Below are 15,698 nucleotides of genomic sequence, written 5' to 3'. Positions count from 1 at the left end.
CTCCGCCTCCGCATGCCGCATCCTGCGTCGCCGGGGACGCTCGTTCTAGACGCAGTTCCGGGCCTTTCGGTTCCATTCGCCCGGCAGGGTGCCTCTCGTGGGAGGTGATCCCGTCACGCCAAGTCAACGGTTCAAAAAAGTGGTGTTTGAGCTTATTTCGCAACGCTTTCGATAAATACAAACAGCCAAGCTCAAGGTGGCCGGGAAAAACCTGCCGATCGACTGCTCCGGGTTTCCCCTGAACGTGGAAGTTTCATTTTTGGCTGATTCATGACCAAGGATCGATGCCCGTTTTTTGTCTCATTCATGCCACGGAAAACCACCTTATTCATAATTTCCTAACCATAAGTGTTAGTACCCGATTAAGGCTAACAGACGAGCCTGCGGAACAAGGCGATACCCATAAAGCGGAGTTCCAAAATGGCTACCACCAACACCGACGGCACGATCAAGGTCACCTTCGCGGTCAATGCCTGGGGCACCGTGGCCGGCGGGAAATGGCCGCATTTCCAACTGCTTGTCGATGGCAAGGTCATCGGCGACGCCACCGTCGCCTCCGCCTCCCAGTCGCGCTATGTCTTCACCGCCAACGTGCCGGCCGACAAGGCCCACGCCCTCCAACTGGTCTACGACAACGACGACACGGTTAACGGCGTCGACCGCAATCTGTTCGTCAAGTCCTTCGAGGTGAACGGCAAGACCATCCTCGCCATCGATCCCTCGGTGAAATACGACACCGGCAAGATCGACGGGCTGAACGTCATCGCCGGGCAGAGCGAGATGTACTGGCCGGGCGCGCTGAACGTCGCGCTGCCCGCCACGCTGTTCTCGACGACCCCGGTCGACACCGGCACCGACACCGCGACCATGACCACGACCATCAAGGTGAAGGCCTACGGCATCAGCGCCGGCGGCCAGGCCCCGCACTTCAAACTGCTGGTCGACGGCGAAGTGGTGGGCGACGCCTGGGTCAACGCGACCTCGGCCACCGACTACACCTTCACCGCCAAGGTGGACCCCAACGAGGCTCACAAGATCCAGGTCTGGTACGACAACGACGCCACGGTGAACGGCGTCGACCGCAACCTGTACGTCAAGTCGATCAACATCGACGGCAAGACCATCGCCGCCACCTCCGAGATGGCCTCCTACGACAAGGGTCCGGTGGACGGCAAATTCGTGGTCGCCGGCCAGGAAGGGCTGTTCTGGGGCGGCGCCCTGTCCTTCGGCGTGCCGGAGGAGTATTTCGGCGGCGCCTATGTCCCGCCGCCCCCGCCGATCCCGACCAAGCCGGTCGACATCGTCGTCAACGCCTACGGCACCTCGGCCGGCGGACAGGCGGCGCATTTCAAGCTGCTGGTCGACGGGCAGGTGATCGGCGACGCCAAGGCGTCGGCCACCACCACGGGCTACAAGTTCACCGCCGACATCGATCCGACCAAGGCCCACACGGTCCAGGTCTGGTACGACAACGACGCCACGGTGAACGGCGTCGACCGCAACCTGTTCGTCAAGTCGGTGGTCATCAACGGCAAGACCGTTCCCGTCACCGACAGCATCGTCACCTATGACAAGGGTGCGGTCGACGGCAAGGACGTGGTCAAGGGCCAGGAAGGCCTGTATTGGGGCGGCGCCCTGAACATCAAGGCCGGCGCCGAGATGTTCGGCGACACGCCCGTCCCGCAGAACCCGGTCCCGACCCCGCCGACCAAGCCGGCCTTCTACGTCGCCGCCAACGGCAAGGACAGCTGGTCCGGCAAGCTGTCGGCGCCGAACGCCGACGGCACCGACGGTCCCTTCGCCTCGCTGGAAAAGGCGCAGGCCGCCATGCGGGCCAGTTCGACCATCGACACCACCTATGTCCGCGAGGGCACCTATCACCTGACCAAGACGCTGGAGCTGACCTCGCTCGACAACGGCCACAGCTTCCAGAACTATCCCGGCGAGACGCCGGTGCTGAGCGGCGGCGAAGTTGTGAAGAGCTTCACCAGCGAGGGCAACGGCCTCTATTCGGCCAAGCTCGCCACCGCCAGCAACCTGGACCTGATCGTCGGCGACGTGCGCCAGCATCTGGCCGAGAAGTACGCCTATGACGCCGCCGACGTCACCAGCGGCTGGAAGTTCGCCGATGCCGCCTCGGGGGGCCCCAGCGGCTGGTACATCCGCTCCCACGGCACCGAGGTGACCGCCGCCGACATCCAGCCGGGCACGATGATCCAGGTGATGGACGCCGAACGGCTGGGCGACACGCTGACCAGCATCGACAGCTTCAACGCCGCCACCCGCACGATCAAGCTGAAGAACGGCGCCTCGCTGCCGTTTGCGGAAGGCACCACCTACAAGCTGCTGAACAACGCCTCTTACGTCGATCAGGCGGGCGAGTTCGCCTGGCGCGCGTCGGACGGCAAGCTGCTGTACAAGGCCGCCAGCTCCGGCTTCGCGTCGACCGGCGTGGAGGTGCCGCGGCTCGGCACGTTGATCAAGCTGACCGGCGCCAACGACGTCACCATCGACGGGCTGACGTTCAAGAACACCACCACCGGCGGCGACGCACTGCTGCTGAACAATGCCGACGGCAACCACATCAGCGACAACAGTTTCCTGAACGTCGGCACGGCGATCCGGCTCAGCTCGGGCTCGTCGAACAACCAGATCGCCCACAACACGCTGAACCATCTGGCGGAAAACGGCATCGAGATGGACGGCCGCAGCAACGGCAACACCATCTACGCCAACAGCATCAGCAACATCGGCGAAGTGCGCAAGGCGGTGTCCGGCATCTTCGGGACCGGCGTCGACAACAACGTCATCTCCAACAACGACATCGACCACAGCGCCCGCTACGGCATCTCGTTCAAGGATTACGGCGGCAGCACCAACACGGCCAACCACAACAACGTCATCCAGTACAACAACGTCTCCTACACCGGGCTGGAGACCGCCGACGGCGGCGCCATCGAGATCCTCGGCCGGTCCAGCACCAACACCGGCCTGATCATCCAGGGCAACCGGATCGAACATGCCAACGGCCTCGCCACCAGCGCCCAGGACAGCTGGATGTACGGCCAGAAGGGCTTCGGCATCTATCTGGACGACATGGCCGGCGGCGTCACCGTCAAGGACAACTTCATCAAGGATGCCGATTGGGCCTCGGTGCAGATCCATGGCGGCGACAACAACGTGGTGACCAACAACTTCTCGGTCATCGCCAGCAACAAGGAAGACTTCATCCGCATCGAATGGCAGCCGGTGCACGGCACGGCCGGCGATCCGCACAACAACACGATCACCAAGAACGTGGTGATGGGGACCCTGCCGCTGGACGACTACACCGAGCTGCTGAGCGCCAACGATTTCGTCATCGACCAGAATCTGGTCTACAACGTGCCGAAGTACGGCGACCACGACGTCAGCGCCAAGCCGATGTTCACCAATCCCTACTGGGGCGACTACTCTCTGCAGGCATCCTCGCCGGCCTTCGACATGGGCATCCACGACCTCGCCTGGGCGAAGATGGGTGTGGTCGGCACCGCGGCGGCCGGGATGGAACAGTTCTGGGACGGCGTCTGATCGCACGATCCCGGACGGCGGCACCGGGGGGGGTGATCCCTCCGGTGCGCCGAACTTCGCAATGGGCGGATCCTGTCCTGCTCGACGGTGTCGGGCAGCGGTGGGCTCCGCCCATCAGCGTTCGTCCACAGGCGTTTCCGGCGTGGGCCATTGCCCCGGCTTGGCTCCAGCCTTGCCGCGCACCATATGCGGACTCCCGATCGAAGCCGGACCGACAGAGACCGTTTCCATTGATGACGCAGATGAACAGGACCGCGAAAACGGCAGGCGGGATGGTGACGGCGATGATGGCCGGCCTGCTGATGTGCATCGCCGGCACGGTGCCGGCCCGGGCGCAGGAAGACCAGAAGCCGAAATTCGGCCCCGACGCGGTGCCGATCACCCGCGCCGCCGACTATCTTCGCAGCGCCCCGGCACCGGATTACTGGGCGCTCAGCCCCTATTACGTGCCGCAGACCACCAGCGCCTCCTGTTCGCTGGCCAGCGTGACGATGATGCTGAACGCACTGCGCGGGCTGCCGGGGCCGGCATCGGAACGGCTGGTCACAGGCCGTCAGCTGCTCGACCGTCTGGACGACGACCATTGGCGCGCCGCCACCGCCGAGGACGGCGAGGGCGTCTCCTTCGGCGAACTGGAGCGCTATGTCCGCCGCAGCCTCGCCGCCTATGGCATCGACGCCGAGGTGGAGGTCTGGCGCCCGCGCGACGCCTCCCCCGCCACGCTGGCGGAACTGCGCCGCATCCTGGCCGAGAACGAGCGCAGCGCCGACGACATCATCCTGCTGGCCTTCGACCAGGGCACGCTGACCGGCGACGTCGGCCTCGGCCATATCGCGCCGCTGGGGGCCTATGATCCGGCGACGCGGCGCGCGCTGGTGATGGACCCCGACCGCCTGTGGTACGTGCCCTATTGGACCGGCGACGACCGGCTGCTGGACGCCATGCTGAAGCCGGACCGCGCCGATCCGCAGGGCAGCGGCCTGATCCGCGTCCGCGCCCGCCGGGTCTCGGGATAGGCGGCGCTACTTCACTTCCTGGCTGGTGAGGTCCGAAGGATTCTGCGAGCGCGTCGGCTCGTTGCGCTGGTCGGGCTCGCTTGCCCACTGGTTCGGGCGCGGGACCGGCGTGCCGTTCAGGTCGGGCGGCGCCCGGCGGACGTCGGCGAGCGCCTGCTGCAGCTCCCCGCTGCCGGTGGCGGCGGAACTGGTCGGGTTGGGCGGCTTGTTGCCTTGCTGGCTGGGGAGCGGGTCCTGGCTCTGCTGGACGTTGCCGTCGCGGGCAAGCGCGTCGCCGGTCGTCTCCTTCGCTCCGGAATCCACCGGCTGGGTTGATTGCTGCTGAGCCGGTTCATGCTGGGCCGGCTGCTGGGCGGTGGCGACCAGCGGCAGGCCGGCGAGAAGGCTGGACAGCAGTAGGGCGGCGGCGAACTTGCGCATGGCGCATCCTCAGGTTCGGGGGCGGTTTGGCCGTAGTTCGGGGGCATTCGGCGAGCCGGCGGCACCAATCGCCCGCCGGCGCGTTGTAGCGGGGACGGAGTCCGCCTCCAGCCCATCAGGAACACCGCCCATGCCCACCGAGTTCCCATCCGCGCAGGCCATGCCCGCAACCCACCCGGCCTCTCCGCCCGACCGTGCCGAACGGCGGACGGTCGGCGTCGTGGTGGAGCGGCGGCGTGTCGACAATCCCTGGATCGAAGCGCGCTGGCAACCGGTCCTTCTGGTCCCGCCCGAACCCGACCGGCCCGACTGGAGCGTGGTGGCGGAGGGGCCGGACTGGAGCCGCCACTATGCCGGCACCGCCGAGATCGCCCTGTTCCCGACCGAGACGGAGAACTACAAGCACAATCTCGACGGCGGCAAGCCCTGCGCCTACATCATCCTGCGGCCGGGCGGCCCCGCGCCGGGGATGCGGTTGCTGGCCGTCACCGTGGACCCCGGCGAGATCGACACCCATGCTGAAGCCGGCGACGACGTGATCGAGCCGCTGGCGCTGCCGATTCCTCTGCTGCTGTGGATGGACGGCTTCGTCGCCCGGCATCATGTCGAACGCCCCTTCCACAAGCGCAAACGCGACCGCGCCGACACCGAAGCCCTGGCCCGGCACCGCGGGACGGAGCGGCCCCGGCATGGCTGACCCCGCAGGCACGGAAGGCTTCCTCGGCCGCTGGTCGCGGCGGAAGCGCGAGACGCGGACGGAGGAGGCGCCGGTCGAGACGCCGATCCAGCCGATGGTGCCGGAGCGGGTGGACGGCGCCCCGGCCGCGGTCCCGGCTGAGATCGCCGCTGCCCCTCCGGCGGCGGATGAGGAGGAGGCGCCGGACCTGTCGGACCTGCCCCCGCTCGACAGCCTGGACGCCGGCAGCGACTATACCGGCTTCCTGCGCCGCGACGTTCCGGAGGAACTGCGCCGCCAGGCCCTGCGCAAGGCCTGGGCCAGCGACCCGGCCATCGCCGGCTTCCGCGGCTTCGCCGAATATGACTGGGACTACAACGCCCCCGGCTATGGCGCCCTGCGGCCCACCGACGACATCGCCCGCCTGCTCGACGCCGTGCTGCCCGACGAGAAGCGGGAGGAGGAGGTTGAGGAGGAGGTGGTGGTGGCCGATAGCCAAGAGGAGTTGGCTGACGGCGAGTTGCCGGGGGACGCCACCTGCCCTGACGCCGACCCTACCCCGCTGGGCGATTGCAGATTACACACACCTCGCAATGCAGCGGTAATCCCCTCTCCCCCGGGGAGAGGGGTAGGGTGAGGGGGGAAGCACTCCTGGATTTACCCAAAGATCACGCAGTGCCTCCCCCTCACCCCGACCCTCTCCCGGGGGGAGAGGGGGGAGGCTGGGTCTAACCTCCCCTCAGATGCACCGCCCGCCATCGACCTCCAGGCACACGCCGGTCAGGAAATCCGCCTCGTCGGAACAGAGGTAGAGCGCCGAGTTGGCAATGTCGTCGGGCGTCGTCAGCCGGCCGAGCGGGATGCTGCGCAGGAATTGCTCGCGGCGTTCCGGCGTGTCCTGCCCCATGAAGCGGTGCAGCATGCCGGTTTCGCCCGCCACCGGGGCAATGGCGCAGACGCGGATGCGGTCGGGCGCCAGTTCGGCGGCCATCGACTTGGTCAGGGTGATGACCGCACCCTTGGAGCCGTTGTACCAGGTCAGGTTCGGCCGCGGCCGCAGCCCGGCTGTGGAGGCGATGTTCAGGATGACGCCGCCGCCCTGGGCGCGGAAAACCGGCACCGCGTGGATGGCGCCGTGATAGATCGACTTCACGTTGACGGCATAGATGCGGTCGAAGGTGGCCTCGTCCACCTCCAGCATCGAGCCGTAGCGGTGGGTATAGCCGGCATTGTTGACCAGGATGTCGAGCCGCCCGAACTCGCCGATCGCCGTGGAGACGATCGCCCCGTAATCCTCCCCCACCGCGACGTCGGCGCGCACGGCGAGCGCCGTCTCGCCCAGGCTGTCGGCGACGCGGCCGGCCGCCGCCTCGTCCAGGTCGGCGACGATGACGCGGGCGCCTTCGGCGGCGAAGCGTCGGGCGATGCCCTCGCCGAAGCCCGATCCGCCACCGGTGACGACGGCGACTTTCCCTGACAAACGCATGAGCGGTTCCTCCCCGGCAATTCGCGTTCCCATAAGCGCGCGGCCGTTCGGCGCGCGGACTCCGTACAACAGGGAACCGGCGCTTTCGGCCGCATCGTGAACACGGCGAAGAACGCATGATAGCGCGAAGCCGCCCGGTGGGGCAGTCGCCATCATCCGCTACATCGATTTGGAGAGATATAGGAGAGAATGGCGCGAGTGACGGGACTTGAACCCGCGGCCTCCGGCGTGACAGGCCGGCGCTCTAACCAACTGAGCTACACCCGCGCGATGGCTCCCGGTGCTGGACTCGAACCAGCGACAAGCGGATTAACAGTCCGCTGCTCTACCAACTGAGCTAACCGGGAACAGAGGCCGCCTTATAAAAGCGCTGGCGGATCCTGGCAAGCGGAAAAATGCAAAGCTGCGCATTTTTTCCGGAGAAGGCCGGTTTCGCGCCGTTTGCCTGTGACAAAGCACCTGCGGCGCAGCCATGGGTTGCCGCCGTTCAGGCTTGCTCTTGACAGTTCGGGGCATCTCAGGCTTTTTCTCGCCCTCTCTCCTCCCCACCATTGCCGCAGGCCCCGATGTCCGAGGTCGTTCCCTTCGCCGCCGCCCGCGAGGCGCTGCTCGCGCGCCTGACCGAACAGCTGCCGCCTTCGTCGGAATGGGCGGGCCGGCTGATGCTGATGCCGGACGGACGACGGGTGGAGCCGATGCCGGCGGCGGACGCGGTGGACTCGCTGCGCGCCTTCCGCGCCGGGCTGGGCGAGGCGATCGGTGCCGCCGCCTGTTCGGTCGGCGGCGTCTGGGTCGGCCGGGAAGACTGCCTGGATTGGGACGGGCTGCTGGCGCCGCTGGCGGTCGCCGCCGCCTATGTGGTCGGCCGCACCCAGTCGGCGGGTGGTTTCGCCGCCGAGCTGTTCCGCTGCAAGGACGCGCTGGCCGGCTGGGGCGTGCGCGGCCTGCGCGGCGACCCGGCGGTGGCGCGTGCCGCCGGCTATGCGGTGGTGTCGGTCAGCCGCCGCCCGGACGACCAGGAAATCGTGCTGGACCGGGTGATGGACACCTTTGCCTTCGTCATGCGCAGCCAGGGCGAACCCACGGTCACCGCCGCGGACATGGACCGCCGGCTGGTGAAGCGGGCGGTGCCGCTGCGTCGGTAACGGGCGGGGAGCATCGTCGCCGACGCTCCCCTGAACAAACCTCACCCAGCGGTGGCGAGGGCCGCCGCGCGCTCCGCGTCCTTGGCCCGGCGGGCCTTGCGCTTCAGCCACCACATCAGCGTGCCGGTGACGGCGAACAGCGGCGGCAGGACGCCGGACAGGAAGACCGCCCATTTCCACAGCGGTCCCAGCCCTTCGCCGGCATGCAGCGGGCGCTGCCATGCGATCACCGTCTCGCCTGCGCTGTAGGTTGCGGGATCGCGCACTTCGGCGACGCGGGCCGCCCAGGGATCGACGAAGACCGTCGCGGCCGGCGCACCATGCGCCTGACCGGCCGGAGCAAGCCCGATCCGATAGGCCTGGTCCGGCCGGGCCGGCGGCGAGACGGAGCGCAGTTCGGCTCCCGGCAGGGCCTCCCGCGCCAGGGCGACCGCGCGGTCGACGTCGATGGGGGTGGCGCCCTTCACCGGCTGGACCGTCACGGCGGCGCGCAGGTCGCGGGCCGGCAGGACCGATGACACCCCCGCTCCCAAGGTTTGCGGAAAGGCGAGATAGACGCCGGAGAAGGTGACGACGATGAAGACCGCCAGCGACCAGATGCCGACCGCGCCGTGAAGGTCGCGGTGCAGGCGGACGCCGCGGGCTCCGGCCTTCACGGTGAAGGCGGCCTTCCAGCGGCCGGGCCGCGGCCACCACAGCACCAGACCGCTGACGCCCAGCACCAGCATCGCGACGCCCAGCCAGCCGACGATCTCGCGCCCGCTGCGGTCGCGGATCAGCAGGTTGCCGTGCAGGATGTGAACCGTGCGCAGGAAGCCGCCGGACGCCTGGGCCGGATTGGCATCCCCAAGCACGGCCAGCGACACCGGATCGATGCTGAGCATCCCCATCGGCCCCTGCGGCGGCCCACTCTGGGGAGCGCCGCCCTGGGGAGCGCCTCCTGGGGCGCCACCTTGCGGTGCGCCCTGCTGCCCTCCCCGTTCACCTCCCCGTTCTCCGCCGCGCGCCGCGACCAGACGGACGACCGCCGGACGGCCCGGCTCCTCGGGCAGGATCAGGAATCCGGGCTGGGTGCCGGCCGGAGCGGCGGCGCGGGCGGCGGCCAGGATCGCCGACACCGGCTGAATCGGTCCGTCGGCCATCGCCTGGGCGGGCGTGTCGCCGGTCAGCGCGCGAAGCTCGTCCTCCACCACCAGGATGGAACCGGTGATGCCGAGAAGGACCAGCGGAAGGCAGAGGATCAGGCCGACCCACAGGTGAATGTTCTGAAGCGTGCGGTACCACAGGCGCTGGCTGCGCGGCTTGCTGGCGTTGGCCATGGCGACGACCTTGAGGGAGATGGCTTTGAGGGGCGACGGAGGGACGTGCCCTATCGGATGAAGAACTGGACCGGAACGACCAGTTCGATGCGGTCCTGCGCCATCTCGTCCGGCGGGGCCGGCAGCGGGGAGGCGCGGCGGACCATCTCCACCGTCTCTTCGTCCAGCACGCTGTGGCCGGAACTGCGGTCGAGCTGGACCGACAGCACGCGCCCCTCGCGGTCGATGGTGAAGCGGACCTGGGCGACCCCTTCCTGCCGGCGGGCCTGGGCGGAGCGCGGATAGCGCTTGTGCCGTTCCAGATGGCCGAGCACGCGGCCCTGCCAGGTCGGAATCGCGCGGCTGGGTGCGGCCGACGGTGCCGGGGCCGCCGGGACGGGAGCCACGGCCGGAGCCGGCGGGGCGGCGGCGGGTGCGGGCTGCGCCTGCTGCACCGGCTGGGCCACCGGGCGTGGCGGCTTCGGCTTCTCAGGTTTGGGCTTCGGCGCTTCCTTCTTCACCTCGGGCTTGGGCTTCGGCGGTTCGGGCGGCGGCTTGGGCAGCACCACCTCCGGCTCGACCACGGGCGGCGGCTCCGGCGGCGGGGGCGGTTCCTCGACCACCGGTTCGGGTTCCGGCGGCGGTTCGGGAAGCGGTTCGATGACCGGTTCGGGCATCGGTTCCGGCAAGGGGATGTCGATGGCTGGAACGGGGGCCGGCTCCGGCGGGGCGACCGGCAGCGGAGCCAACTCCAGCAGCACGGCCGGCGGGTCCGCCTCCGACGGCGTGATCGGCACATGCCACGCCACCATCGCGACGCCGGCCGCGGCATGGACGCCCAGCGCCAGCAGCAGGCTGCCGCCCCAGCGGGCGAAGCCGCGGGCCGGACGCTCGCTGCCGTCGTCGGAAAGGGCGGCGGACCAGTCCGCCGCACCGTAATCGGACGCCGCGCTCATGGGGCGGGGGCCGTTTCCAGGCCGACGAGGCCGATCTTCAGGTAACCGGCGCCGCGCAGGCTGTTCATCACCTCGGTCAGCGCGCCGTAATCCACCGTCTTGTCGGCGCGCAGGAAGACGCGCTGGCTCTTGTCGCCATGGGTGGCGGCGTCGAGCGCGGCACCCAGCGATTCCTTGGTGGTCGGGGTGTCGCCCAGCGACAGGGTCTTGTCGGCCTGGATGGTCAGGAACAGCGGCTTGTCCGGCCGCGGCGTCGGCGTTGCCGTGGACGCCGGCAGGTCCACCGGCACGTCCACCGTGGCCAGCGGTGCGGCCACCATGAAGATGATCAGCAGGACGAGAACGACGTCGATGAAGGGCGTGACGTTGATCTCATGCGTTTCGGTCAGTTCGTCGTCGTTGCCGGAGCCCAGGCGCGCACCCATCGCCGTCACTCCGCCGCCCGGGAACCGCCATGGACCTGTGCTTGTGCACGGGGCAGCGCATGGCGGTCGATGTCACGGCTCAGCAGGCGCAGCACCGCCGCCGACGCGTCGGTCAGCTGGGCCTTGTGGCCGCCGATGGCGCGGGTGCAGGCGTTGTAGACCACCACCGCCGGAATGGCGGCGACGAGGCCGATGGCGGTCGCCAGCAGCGCCTCGGCGATGCCGGGCGCCACCACGGCGAGGTTGGTGGTCTGCGCCTTCGAGATGCCGATGAAGCTGGTCATGATGCCCCACACCGTGCCGAACAGGCCGATGAAGGGGCCGGTCGAACCGATGGTGGCGAGGATGCCGGTGCCGCGCGCCATGCGCCGGCCGGCCGCCGCCTCGATCCGCTCCAGCCGCGAGGCGGCGCGGTCCATCAGCCCGTCACGCGACGGCGCATCGGCCGACAGATGGGTCTCGGCGACCACCGCGCGGACCAGCGCCGCCGCCGTGCCCTGGCTGAAGCCGACCCGCTCCGCCGCCTGGGACAGCGAGCGCGCCTCTTCCAGCATCGCCAGGGCGCCGCGTGCCTTGCGCTTGGCCGCGGACAGCTCGACCGCCTTGGCGATGGCAATGGTCCAGGTGACGACGGAGGCGAGCGCCAGACCCACCATCACCGCCTGAACGACCGGGCTCGCGGCGATGAACATGCCCCAGGGCGACAGGTCGTGCGGAAGAGTGGCCAGTGCGGCGGCCGCGTCCGCGGCACCCTGGGCGGCGGGAGCCACGCCCTGCGCCACACCCTGCGCCACATCCGGCACCGCGCCCTGTACCGCCTCCGGCACCGTCGGCGCGGCGGGCGCGACGGTGGCGGGTGCGGCAGCCTGCTGCGCGCGGGCGGCGGCGCCGGCCATCAACGTCCCGGCGCCGGCAAGGACGGCAGCCAGAACAGGACGGTGGCGAAACGATGTCGGCATGGCGGTCCAACTCCCCTCGACGCGTGTCCGGCACGCGCGATGCAAAAACCCGATGACACTCCAGAGCAAAGCCCCCACCGCGGTTATAATGCGAATGAGTCGCACTCGCACGGAAAATCGACCTCTTCCGCACGCAATCGGGTCATTTTCTGCGGGAATTTCAAACAGCTCGGTCGCCGTTCCGTTGGCCTTGCGAACTGTTCAAGGGCCATGAACGGTGCGGACTCGATGCTGCGACTAAGTCTCAGTACCACCAAACCGCCGCTCTGTCGCGGGAAAATCGCGATCTTTTCAATCGGCCAGACCGGCTGAAATAAACCGGAACCGCGCAACAATCAGACGCCGCCCCGGGTTGAACCCTCGGTCGATATCATCCCGAGGAGGAAGCCGATGGACCGCGTTTCGGTTGTGGAGGAAAAGGGCAGCTTCCGGCTGGTCGCCTGCGATGGCCGTTTCGCCGTGGTGGAGGCGCGGGCCGGACAGGTCTTCGGCATGCCGCAGGACCGCGACGGCGGTCGCGATGGCGCCGCCGACAGCCCTGACGGCATCGAATCGGTCGCCCAATGGACCGGCGAGGACGAGGCGCGGGCGCTGATGCGCGATTTGTCCCAGCGCGGCGACCAGCTGGCCCGCCGCATCTGGTAGGGCCGAGATCGGGTGATCCGCCAAGACCATGGCTGCGTAGGGGGGAGCGGGGAAAGCTGCGGAGCGCACCATGCACGGCGAGGAAAACGGCCAAAAGGCCGATCCGAATGGCGGGACACCGCCAACTCAGCCACTGACCTGGATCACCGGTGCCAGCAGCGGCATCGGCCGGGCGCTGGCGATCCACCTCGCCAATGCGGGCGAACGGGTGGCGCTGTCCGCCCGCAACCCCGAGGATCTGGCCGCAACCGCCCAATTGTCGGCCGAGCGCATGCGGATCTTCCCGCTGGACGTCACCGACCGCAAGGCGACCGCCGCCACGGTCGTCGCCATCGAACGCTGGCTGGGTCCGATCGATCGGGCGGTGCTGAACGCCGGCACCCACATCCCGATGTCGCTGGAGGACTTCTCGGCCGACACCGCCCGCCGGCTGATGGAGGTCAACTATATGGGCGTCGTCCATGGGCTGGAGGCGCTGCTGCCGCGGATGCGCGCCCGTGGCCGCGGGCATGTCGCGGTGGTGGCCTCCGTCGCCGGATACCGCGGCCTGCCGACCGCCGCGGCCTATGGCCCGACCAAGGCGGCGCTGATCAACCTGTGCGAATCGCTGAAGCCCGACTGCGACCGCGTCGGCATCCGGCTCCAGCTGGTTTGCCCCGGTTTCGTCGACACGCCGCTGACGGCCCGCAACGGCTTCTCCATGCCGGACCTCATGCCGGTGGAGGATGCCGCGCGCGAACTGGCCGACGGGCTGGAGAGCGGCGGCTTCGAAATCGCCTTCCCGAAACGCTTCATCCGCAAGCTGAAGCTGGCGCGCCTGCTGCCGTATCGGGCCTACTTCCCGCTGGTCCGCAAGGTGACGGGGGCATGATGGCGGGGAACATGACGGATGAATTGAAAAGCCGCGGGCTCGACGCCTGGACCGATTTCTTCGAGACGCTGAGCCACGGCACGCTCGACCGGCTGACCGCGCTGACGGTGCCGGAGGTGCGCTTCCGCGATCCCTTCAACGACGCCCGCGGGCGCGACGCGGTGCGCGCGGCGCTGCTCCACACGCTGAACGGCTGCCGGGATTTGCGCTTCACCGTCACGCACCGGCTGCCCGCCGACGATCTGGCGATCCTGCGCTGGCGGTTCGAGGCGACGGTGACCGGCATCGGCCGGATGGACGTCATCGGCACCAGCGAGATCCGGCAGGCTCCCGACGGCCGGGTGACCGAGCATATCGACCATTGGGATTCCGGCGAGCATGTCTACCTGCGCCTGCCGGTGCTGGGCGCCCCGCTGCGCCTCATTCAGCGGCGGCTGGGGGCGGCACCGCCGCGTTGACGGCGCCCGGCTGGATCATCCGCCCTTCGGGCAGGAAGAACAGGCTGACGGTGCCGATCCACAATCCCCAGCGATAGACGTTGGCCCGGTTGATCAGCGCATCGCCCGGCTGCAGCCACATCCAGTCGTCGAACCGCACCCGCCAGCGTCCGCCGCCGACCTTCAGCGCCATCTCGTAGGTCCAGTTAAGGGCGTTGCCGGCCGACCGGCCGACCGCCTTGCCGATCACGTCGTCGGCCTGCCCCTCGTACCGGCCCTCCCCGGTCCTGGCGATGCGCCAGACCCGGCGGTCGGTCTCGCCATCGGCATAGTCGAACCGTTCGTCCAGCGTCAGCTCGCGCCCGTCCCAATGCCCGTCGATGACGACGGTGAAGCTGCGGCGCAAGGTGCCGAACCGGTCCTCGAACAGGCCCCAGGCACGGGTGCGGCCGGCGAAATAGCGCTCGATCCGCAATTCCGGACCCGTCCCGGCGAAATCCTCGACCTTCATGGCAGGAGTCCCCCGTTCAGGGTGTGGAGCCGGGCCGGCGGAAGCGCCAGAGCCCGACATCGATGGTTCCGGCGCGGAATCCCGCCTCGCAATAGGCGAGGTAATAGTCCCACAGCCGGCAGAACCGCGGATCGAATCCCATGGCGGCGACCTGCGGCGCGGCCTCATGGAAGCGGCGGCGCCACTCGGCGCAGGTGCGGGCATAGGAGGCGCCGAAGGTCTCGACATGCTCCACGACCAGCCCGGCCCGTTCCGCCTCGGTTCGCAGGGCCGACGGACAGGGCAGCAGCCCGCCGGGGAAGATGTGGCGCTGGATGAAGTCGCAGTTGCGGCGGTAGTGCTGGAACCGGGCGTCGTCGATGGTGATCGCCTGCACCACCGCCGCCCCGCCGGGAACCAGCCGGTCGCGCAGGCTGGCGAAATAGCGCGGCCAATGCTCCTCCCCCACAGCCTCGATCATCTCGATGGAGACGATGCGGTCGAAGCTGCCGCCGGCATCGCGATAATCCATCAGCCGCAGATCGACCGAGCCGGCCAGTCCGGACTCCGCCATGCGGCGGCGGGCGAAGGACAGCTGCTCCGCCGACAGGGTGAGCCCGACGACCGAGGCCCCGCCGCGGCCGGCCAGATGCTCCGCCATGCCGCCCCAGCCGCAACCGATCTCCAGCACCCGGTCGCCGGGCTGCAATTGCAGAAGCTCGGCGACGCGGCGGATCTTGGCGTCCTGCGCGTCCTCCAGGCTCTGCCCCTCATCCTCGTAAAGGGCGGAGGAATAGGTCATGCCGGGGTCGAGCCACAGCCGGTAGAACTCGTTGCCGAGGTCGTAATGGAAGGCGATGTTGCGGCGGCTGCCACGGCGGGAGTTGGCCCGGCTGCGGTGGAACAGCCGGTTGATCGCGGACGCCGCCATCGTGCCCTTCAGCACGCCCTTCAGCGCCGCCTCGTTGCGGATCGCCAGTTCGATCAGCGCCGGCAGGTCGCCGCTGTGCCACAGCCCGTCACCATAGGCCTCCGCCATGCCGATCCCGCCGCCCAGCACCAGCCGCCGCGCCGCCGATCCGTCGAGCAGGGCCAGATCGGCGCGGGGGCCGGTTGTCCCGTTGCCGAACCGCATCGTCCGCCCGTCCGGCAGGCGCAGGGTCAGTTCGCCGACGCGGATGCGGGCGGCCAGCCTCAGCAGCGCGCCGGTCCACAAATCGTGTCCGGTCACCAGCCGCAGCCACCGGGAGGGACGGCGAAGCGCGGGCGCAGCGATGTCGGTCATGCGGGAAAGCCTTCTCGGG

General features: G+C 69.0%; 16 protein-coding genes and 2 tRNA genes. 8 read left to right on the top strand and 10 right to left on the bottom strand.

Annotated elements, in window-relative coordinates; translation table 11 throughout:
* Positions 1-420 precede the first annotated feature (420 nt).
* Both J2Y49_RS13480 and J2Y49_RS13475 read left to right on the top strand, forming a co-directional pair.
* On the top strand, positions 421-3,570 hold the full coding sequence (locus J2Y49_RS13480; RefSeq protein WP_310115362.1) for a carbohydrate-binding domain-containing protein: 3,150 nt from the start codon (positions 421-423) through the stop codon (positions 3,568-3,570).
* Between the two features lie 242 nt (positions 3,571-3,812).
* Entirely contained in the window at positions 3,813-4,586 is a 774-nt protein-coding gene (locus J2Y49_RS13475) for a phytochelatin synthase family protein (protein WP_310115361.1), read from the top strand.
* 6 nt (positions 4,587-4,592) lie between these two features.
* Here the strand turns inward: J2Y49_RS13475 and J2Y49_RS13470 are convergent, their stop codons facing one another.
* Positions 4,593-5,006 carry a hypothetical protein gene (locus J2Y49_RS13470; RefSeq protein WP_310115360.1) on the bottom strand — a complete coding sequence of 138 codons (414 nt, stop codon included), beginning with the start codon at positions 5,004-5,006 and terminating at the stop codon, positions 4,593-4,595.
* A 130-nt stretch (positions 5,007-5,136) separates the two neighbouring features.
* On the opposite strand from J2Y49_RS13470, the gene J2Y49_RS13465 reads away from it, so the two are divergent.
* Both J2Y49_RS13465 and J2Y49_RS13460 read left to right on the top strand, forming a co-directional pair.
* On the top strand, positions 5,137-5,703 hold the full coding sequence (locus tag J2Y49_RS13465) for a DUF3305 domain-containing protein (protein WP_310115359.1): 567 nt from the start codon (positions 5,137-5,139) through the stop codon (positions 5,701-5,703).
* Positions 5,696-6,319, top strand: coding sequence for a DUF3306 domain-containing protein (locus J2Y49_RS13460; protein ID WP_310115358.1), 624 nt, complete (start codon positions 5,696-5,698; stop codon positions 6,317-6,319). Before J2Y49_RS13465 ends, J2Y49_RS13460 begins: the two co-directional genes overlap by 8 nt.
* 102 nt (positions 6,320-6,421) lie before the next feature.
* Here J2Y49_RS13460 and J2Y49_RS13455 read toward each other — a convergent pair whose 3' ends face one another.
* The 3 genes from J2Y49_RS13455 to J2Y49_RS13445 form a co-directional block, all read right to left on the bottom strand.
* Entirely contained in the window at positions 6,422-7,168 is a 747-nt protein-coding gene (locus tag J2Y49_RS13455) for a glucose 1-dehydrogenase (protein WP_310115357.1), read from the bottom strand.
* Positions 7,169-7,358: 190 nt separating this feature from the next.
* Positions 7,359-7,435 (bottom strand) — tRNA-Asp (locus tag J2Y49_RS13450).
* 4 nt (positions 7,436-7,439) lie between these two features.
* A tRNA-Asn gene (locus J2Y49_RS13445) sits at positions 7,440-7,515 on the bottom strand.
* 219 nt (positions 7,516-7,734) lie between these two features.
* Here J2Y49_RS13445 and J2Y49_RS13440 point away from each other — a divergent pair.
* The gene (locus J2Y49_RS13440) at positions 7,735-8,313 is read left to right on the top strand and encodes a hypothetical protein (protein ID WP_310115356.1); all 579 of its coding nucleotides are present in this window, start codon (positions 7,735-7,737) and stop codon (positions 8,311-8,313) included.
* A gap of 41 nt (positions 8,314-8,354) precedes the next feature.
* On the opposite strand, the gene J2Y49_RS13435 is transcribed toward J2Y49_RS13440, so the two are convergent.
* The 4 genes from J2Y49_RS13435 to exbB are packed head-to-tail and all read right to left on the bottom strand — an operon-like array spanning position 8,355 to position 11,951.
* On the bottom strand, positions 8,355-9,632 hold the full coding sequence (locus tag J2Y49_RS13435) for a PepSY-associated TM helix domain-containing protein (protein WP_310115355.1): 1,278 nt from the start codon (positions 9,630-9,632) through the stop codon (positions 8,355-8,357).
* Between the two features lie 50 nt (positions 9,633-9,682).
* Entirely contained in the window at positions 9,683-10,567 is an 885-nt protein-coding gene (locus J2Y49_RS13430) for an energy transducer TonB (protein ID WP_310115354.1), read from the bottom strand.
* Complete coding sequence (exbD, locus tag J2Y49_RS13425; RefSeq protein WP_310115353.1) at positions 10,564-10,992, bottom strand: TonB system transport protein ExbD; 429 nt, start codon at positions 10,990-10,992, stop codon at positions 10,564-10,566. The genes J2Y49_RS13430 and exbD overlap by 4 nt, the downstream gene beginning before the upstream one ends.
* Positions 10,993-10,997: 5 nt before the next feature.
* Complete coding sequence (exbB, locus tag J2Y49_RS13420; protein WP_310115352.1) at positions 10,998-11,951, bottom strand: tonB-system energizer ExbB; 954 nt, start codon at positions 11,949-11,951, stop codon at positions 10,998-11,000.
* 390 nt (positions 11,952-12,341) lie between these two features.
* On the opposite strand from exbB, the gene J2Y49_RS13415 reads away from it, so the two are divergent.
* From J2Y49_RS13415 to J2Y49_RS13405, 3 genes are all read left to right on the top strand, one after another.
* Positions 12,342-12,596: a hypothetical protein gene (locus tag J2Y49_RS13415; protein ID WP_149222980.1), complete on the top strand. Its 255-nt coding sequence runs from the start codon at positions 12,342-12,344 to the stop codon at positions 12,594-12,596.
* A gap of 70 nt (positions 12,597-12,666) precedes the next feature.
* Positions 12,667-13,467: an SDR family NAD(P)-dependent oxidoreductase gene (locus J2Y49_RS13410; protein ID WP_310115349.1), complete on the top strand. Its 801-nt coding sequence runs from the start codon at positions 12,667-12,669 to the stop codon at positions 13,465-13,467.
* An 11-nt stretch (positions 13,468-13,478) separates the two neighbouring features.
* Entirely contained in the window at positions 13,479-13,925 is a 447-nt protein-coding gene (locus J2Y49_RS13405; RefSeq protein ID WP_310115348.1) for a nuclear transport factor 2 family protein, read from the top strand.
* On the opposite strand, the gene J2Y49_RS13400 is transcribed toward J2Y49_RS13405, so the two are convergent.
* Both J2Y49_RS13400 and J2Y49_RS13395 read right to left on the bottom strand, forming a co-directional pair.
* The gene (locus J2Y49_RS13400; RefSeq protein WP_310115347.1) at positions 13,888-14,415 is read right to left on the bottom strand and encodes a DUF3833 domain-containing protein; all 528 of its coding nucleotides are present in this window, start codon (positions 14,413-14,415) and stop codon (positions 13,888-13,890) included. The two genes, J2Y49_RS13405 and J2Y49_RS13400, sit on opposite strands and share 38 nt — an antisense overlap.
* A 16-nt stretch (positions 14,416-14,431) precedes the next feature.
* Positions 14,432-15,679: a cyclopropane-fatty-acyl-phospholipid synthase family protein gene (locus tag J2Y49_RS13395; RefSeq protein WP_310115346.1), complete on the bottom strand. Its 1,248-nt coding sequence runs from the start codon at positions 15,677-15,679 to the stop codon at positions 14,432-14,434.
* Positions 15,680-15,698: the final 19 nt, after the last annotated feature.

The organism is Azospirillum sp. BE72 (assembly GCF_031455875.1).
Taxonomy (GTDB): Bacteria; Pseudomonadota; Alphaproteobacteria; order Azospirillales; family Azospirillaceae; genus Azospirillum.
This window is presented reverse-complemented; position numbering and strand designations above follow the sequence as displayed.

Coding starts and splice junctions, on each gene's coding strand:
- J2Y49_RS13480 (WP_310115362.1), top strand. CDS start 421: ATGGCTACCACCAACACCGACGGCACGATCAAGGTCACCTTCGCGGTC.
- J2Y49_RS13475 (WP_310115361.1), top strand. CDS start 3,813: ATGAACAGGACCGCGAAAACGGCAGGCGGGATGGTGACGGCGATGATG.
- J2Y49_RS13470 (WP_310115360.1), bottom strand. CDS start 5,006: ATGCGCAAGTTCGCCGCCGCCCTACTGCTGTCCAGCCTTCTCGCCGGC.
- J2Y49_RS13465 (WP_310115359.1), top strand. CDS start 5,137: ATGCCCACCGAGTTCCCATCCGCGCAGGCCATGCCCGCAACCCACCCG.
- J2Y49_RS13460 (WP_310115358.1), top strand. CDS start 5,696: ATGGCTGACCCCGCAGGCACGGAAGGCTTCCTCGGCCGCTGGTCGCGG.
- J2Y49_RS13455 (WP_310115357.1), bottom strand. CDS start 7,168: ATGCGTTTGTCAGGGAAAGTCGCCGTCGTCACCGGTGGCGGATCGGGC.
- J2Y49_RS13440 (WP_310115356.1), top strand. CDS start 7,735: ATGTCCGAGGTCGTTCCCTTCGCCGCCGCCCGCGAGGCGCTGCTCGCG.
- J2Y49_RS13435 (WP_310115355.1), bottom strand. CDS start 9,632: ATGGCCAACGCCAGCAAGCCGCGCAGCCAGCGCCTGTGGTACCGCACG.
- J2Y49_RS13430 (WP_310115354.1), bottom strand. CDS start 10,567: ATGAGCGCGGCGTCCGATTACGGTGCGGCGGACTGGTCCGCCGCCCTT.
- exbD (WP_310115353.1), bottom strand. CDS start 10,992: ATGGGTGCGCGCCTGGGCTCCGGCAACGACGACGAACTGACCGAAACG.
- exbB (WP_310115352.1), bottom strand. CDS start 11,951: ATGCCGACATCGTTTCGCCACCGTCCTGTTCTGGCTGCCGTCCTTGCC.
- J2Y49_RS13415 (WP_149222980.1), top strand. CDS start 12,342: ATGGACCGCGTTTCGGTTGTGGAGGAAAAGGGCAGCTTCCGGCTGGTC.
- J2Y49_RS13410 (WP_310115349.1), top strand. CDS start 12,667: ATGCACGGCGAGGAAAACGGCCAAAAGGCCGATCCGAATGGCGGGACA.
- J2Y49_RS13405 (WP_310115348.1), top strand. CDS start 13,479: ATGACGGATGAATTGAAAAGCCGCGGGCTCGACGCCTGGACCGATTTC.
- J2Y49_RS13400 (WP_310115347.1), bottom strand. CDS start 14,415: ATGAAGGTCGAGGATTTCGCCGGGACGGGTCCGGAATTGCGGATCGAG.
- J2Y49_RS13395 (WP_310115346.1), bottom strand. CDS start 15,679: ATGACCGACATCGCTGCGCCCGCGCTTCGCCGTCCCTCCCGGTGGCTG.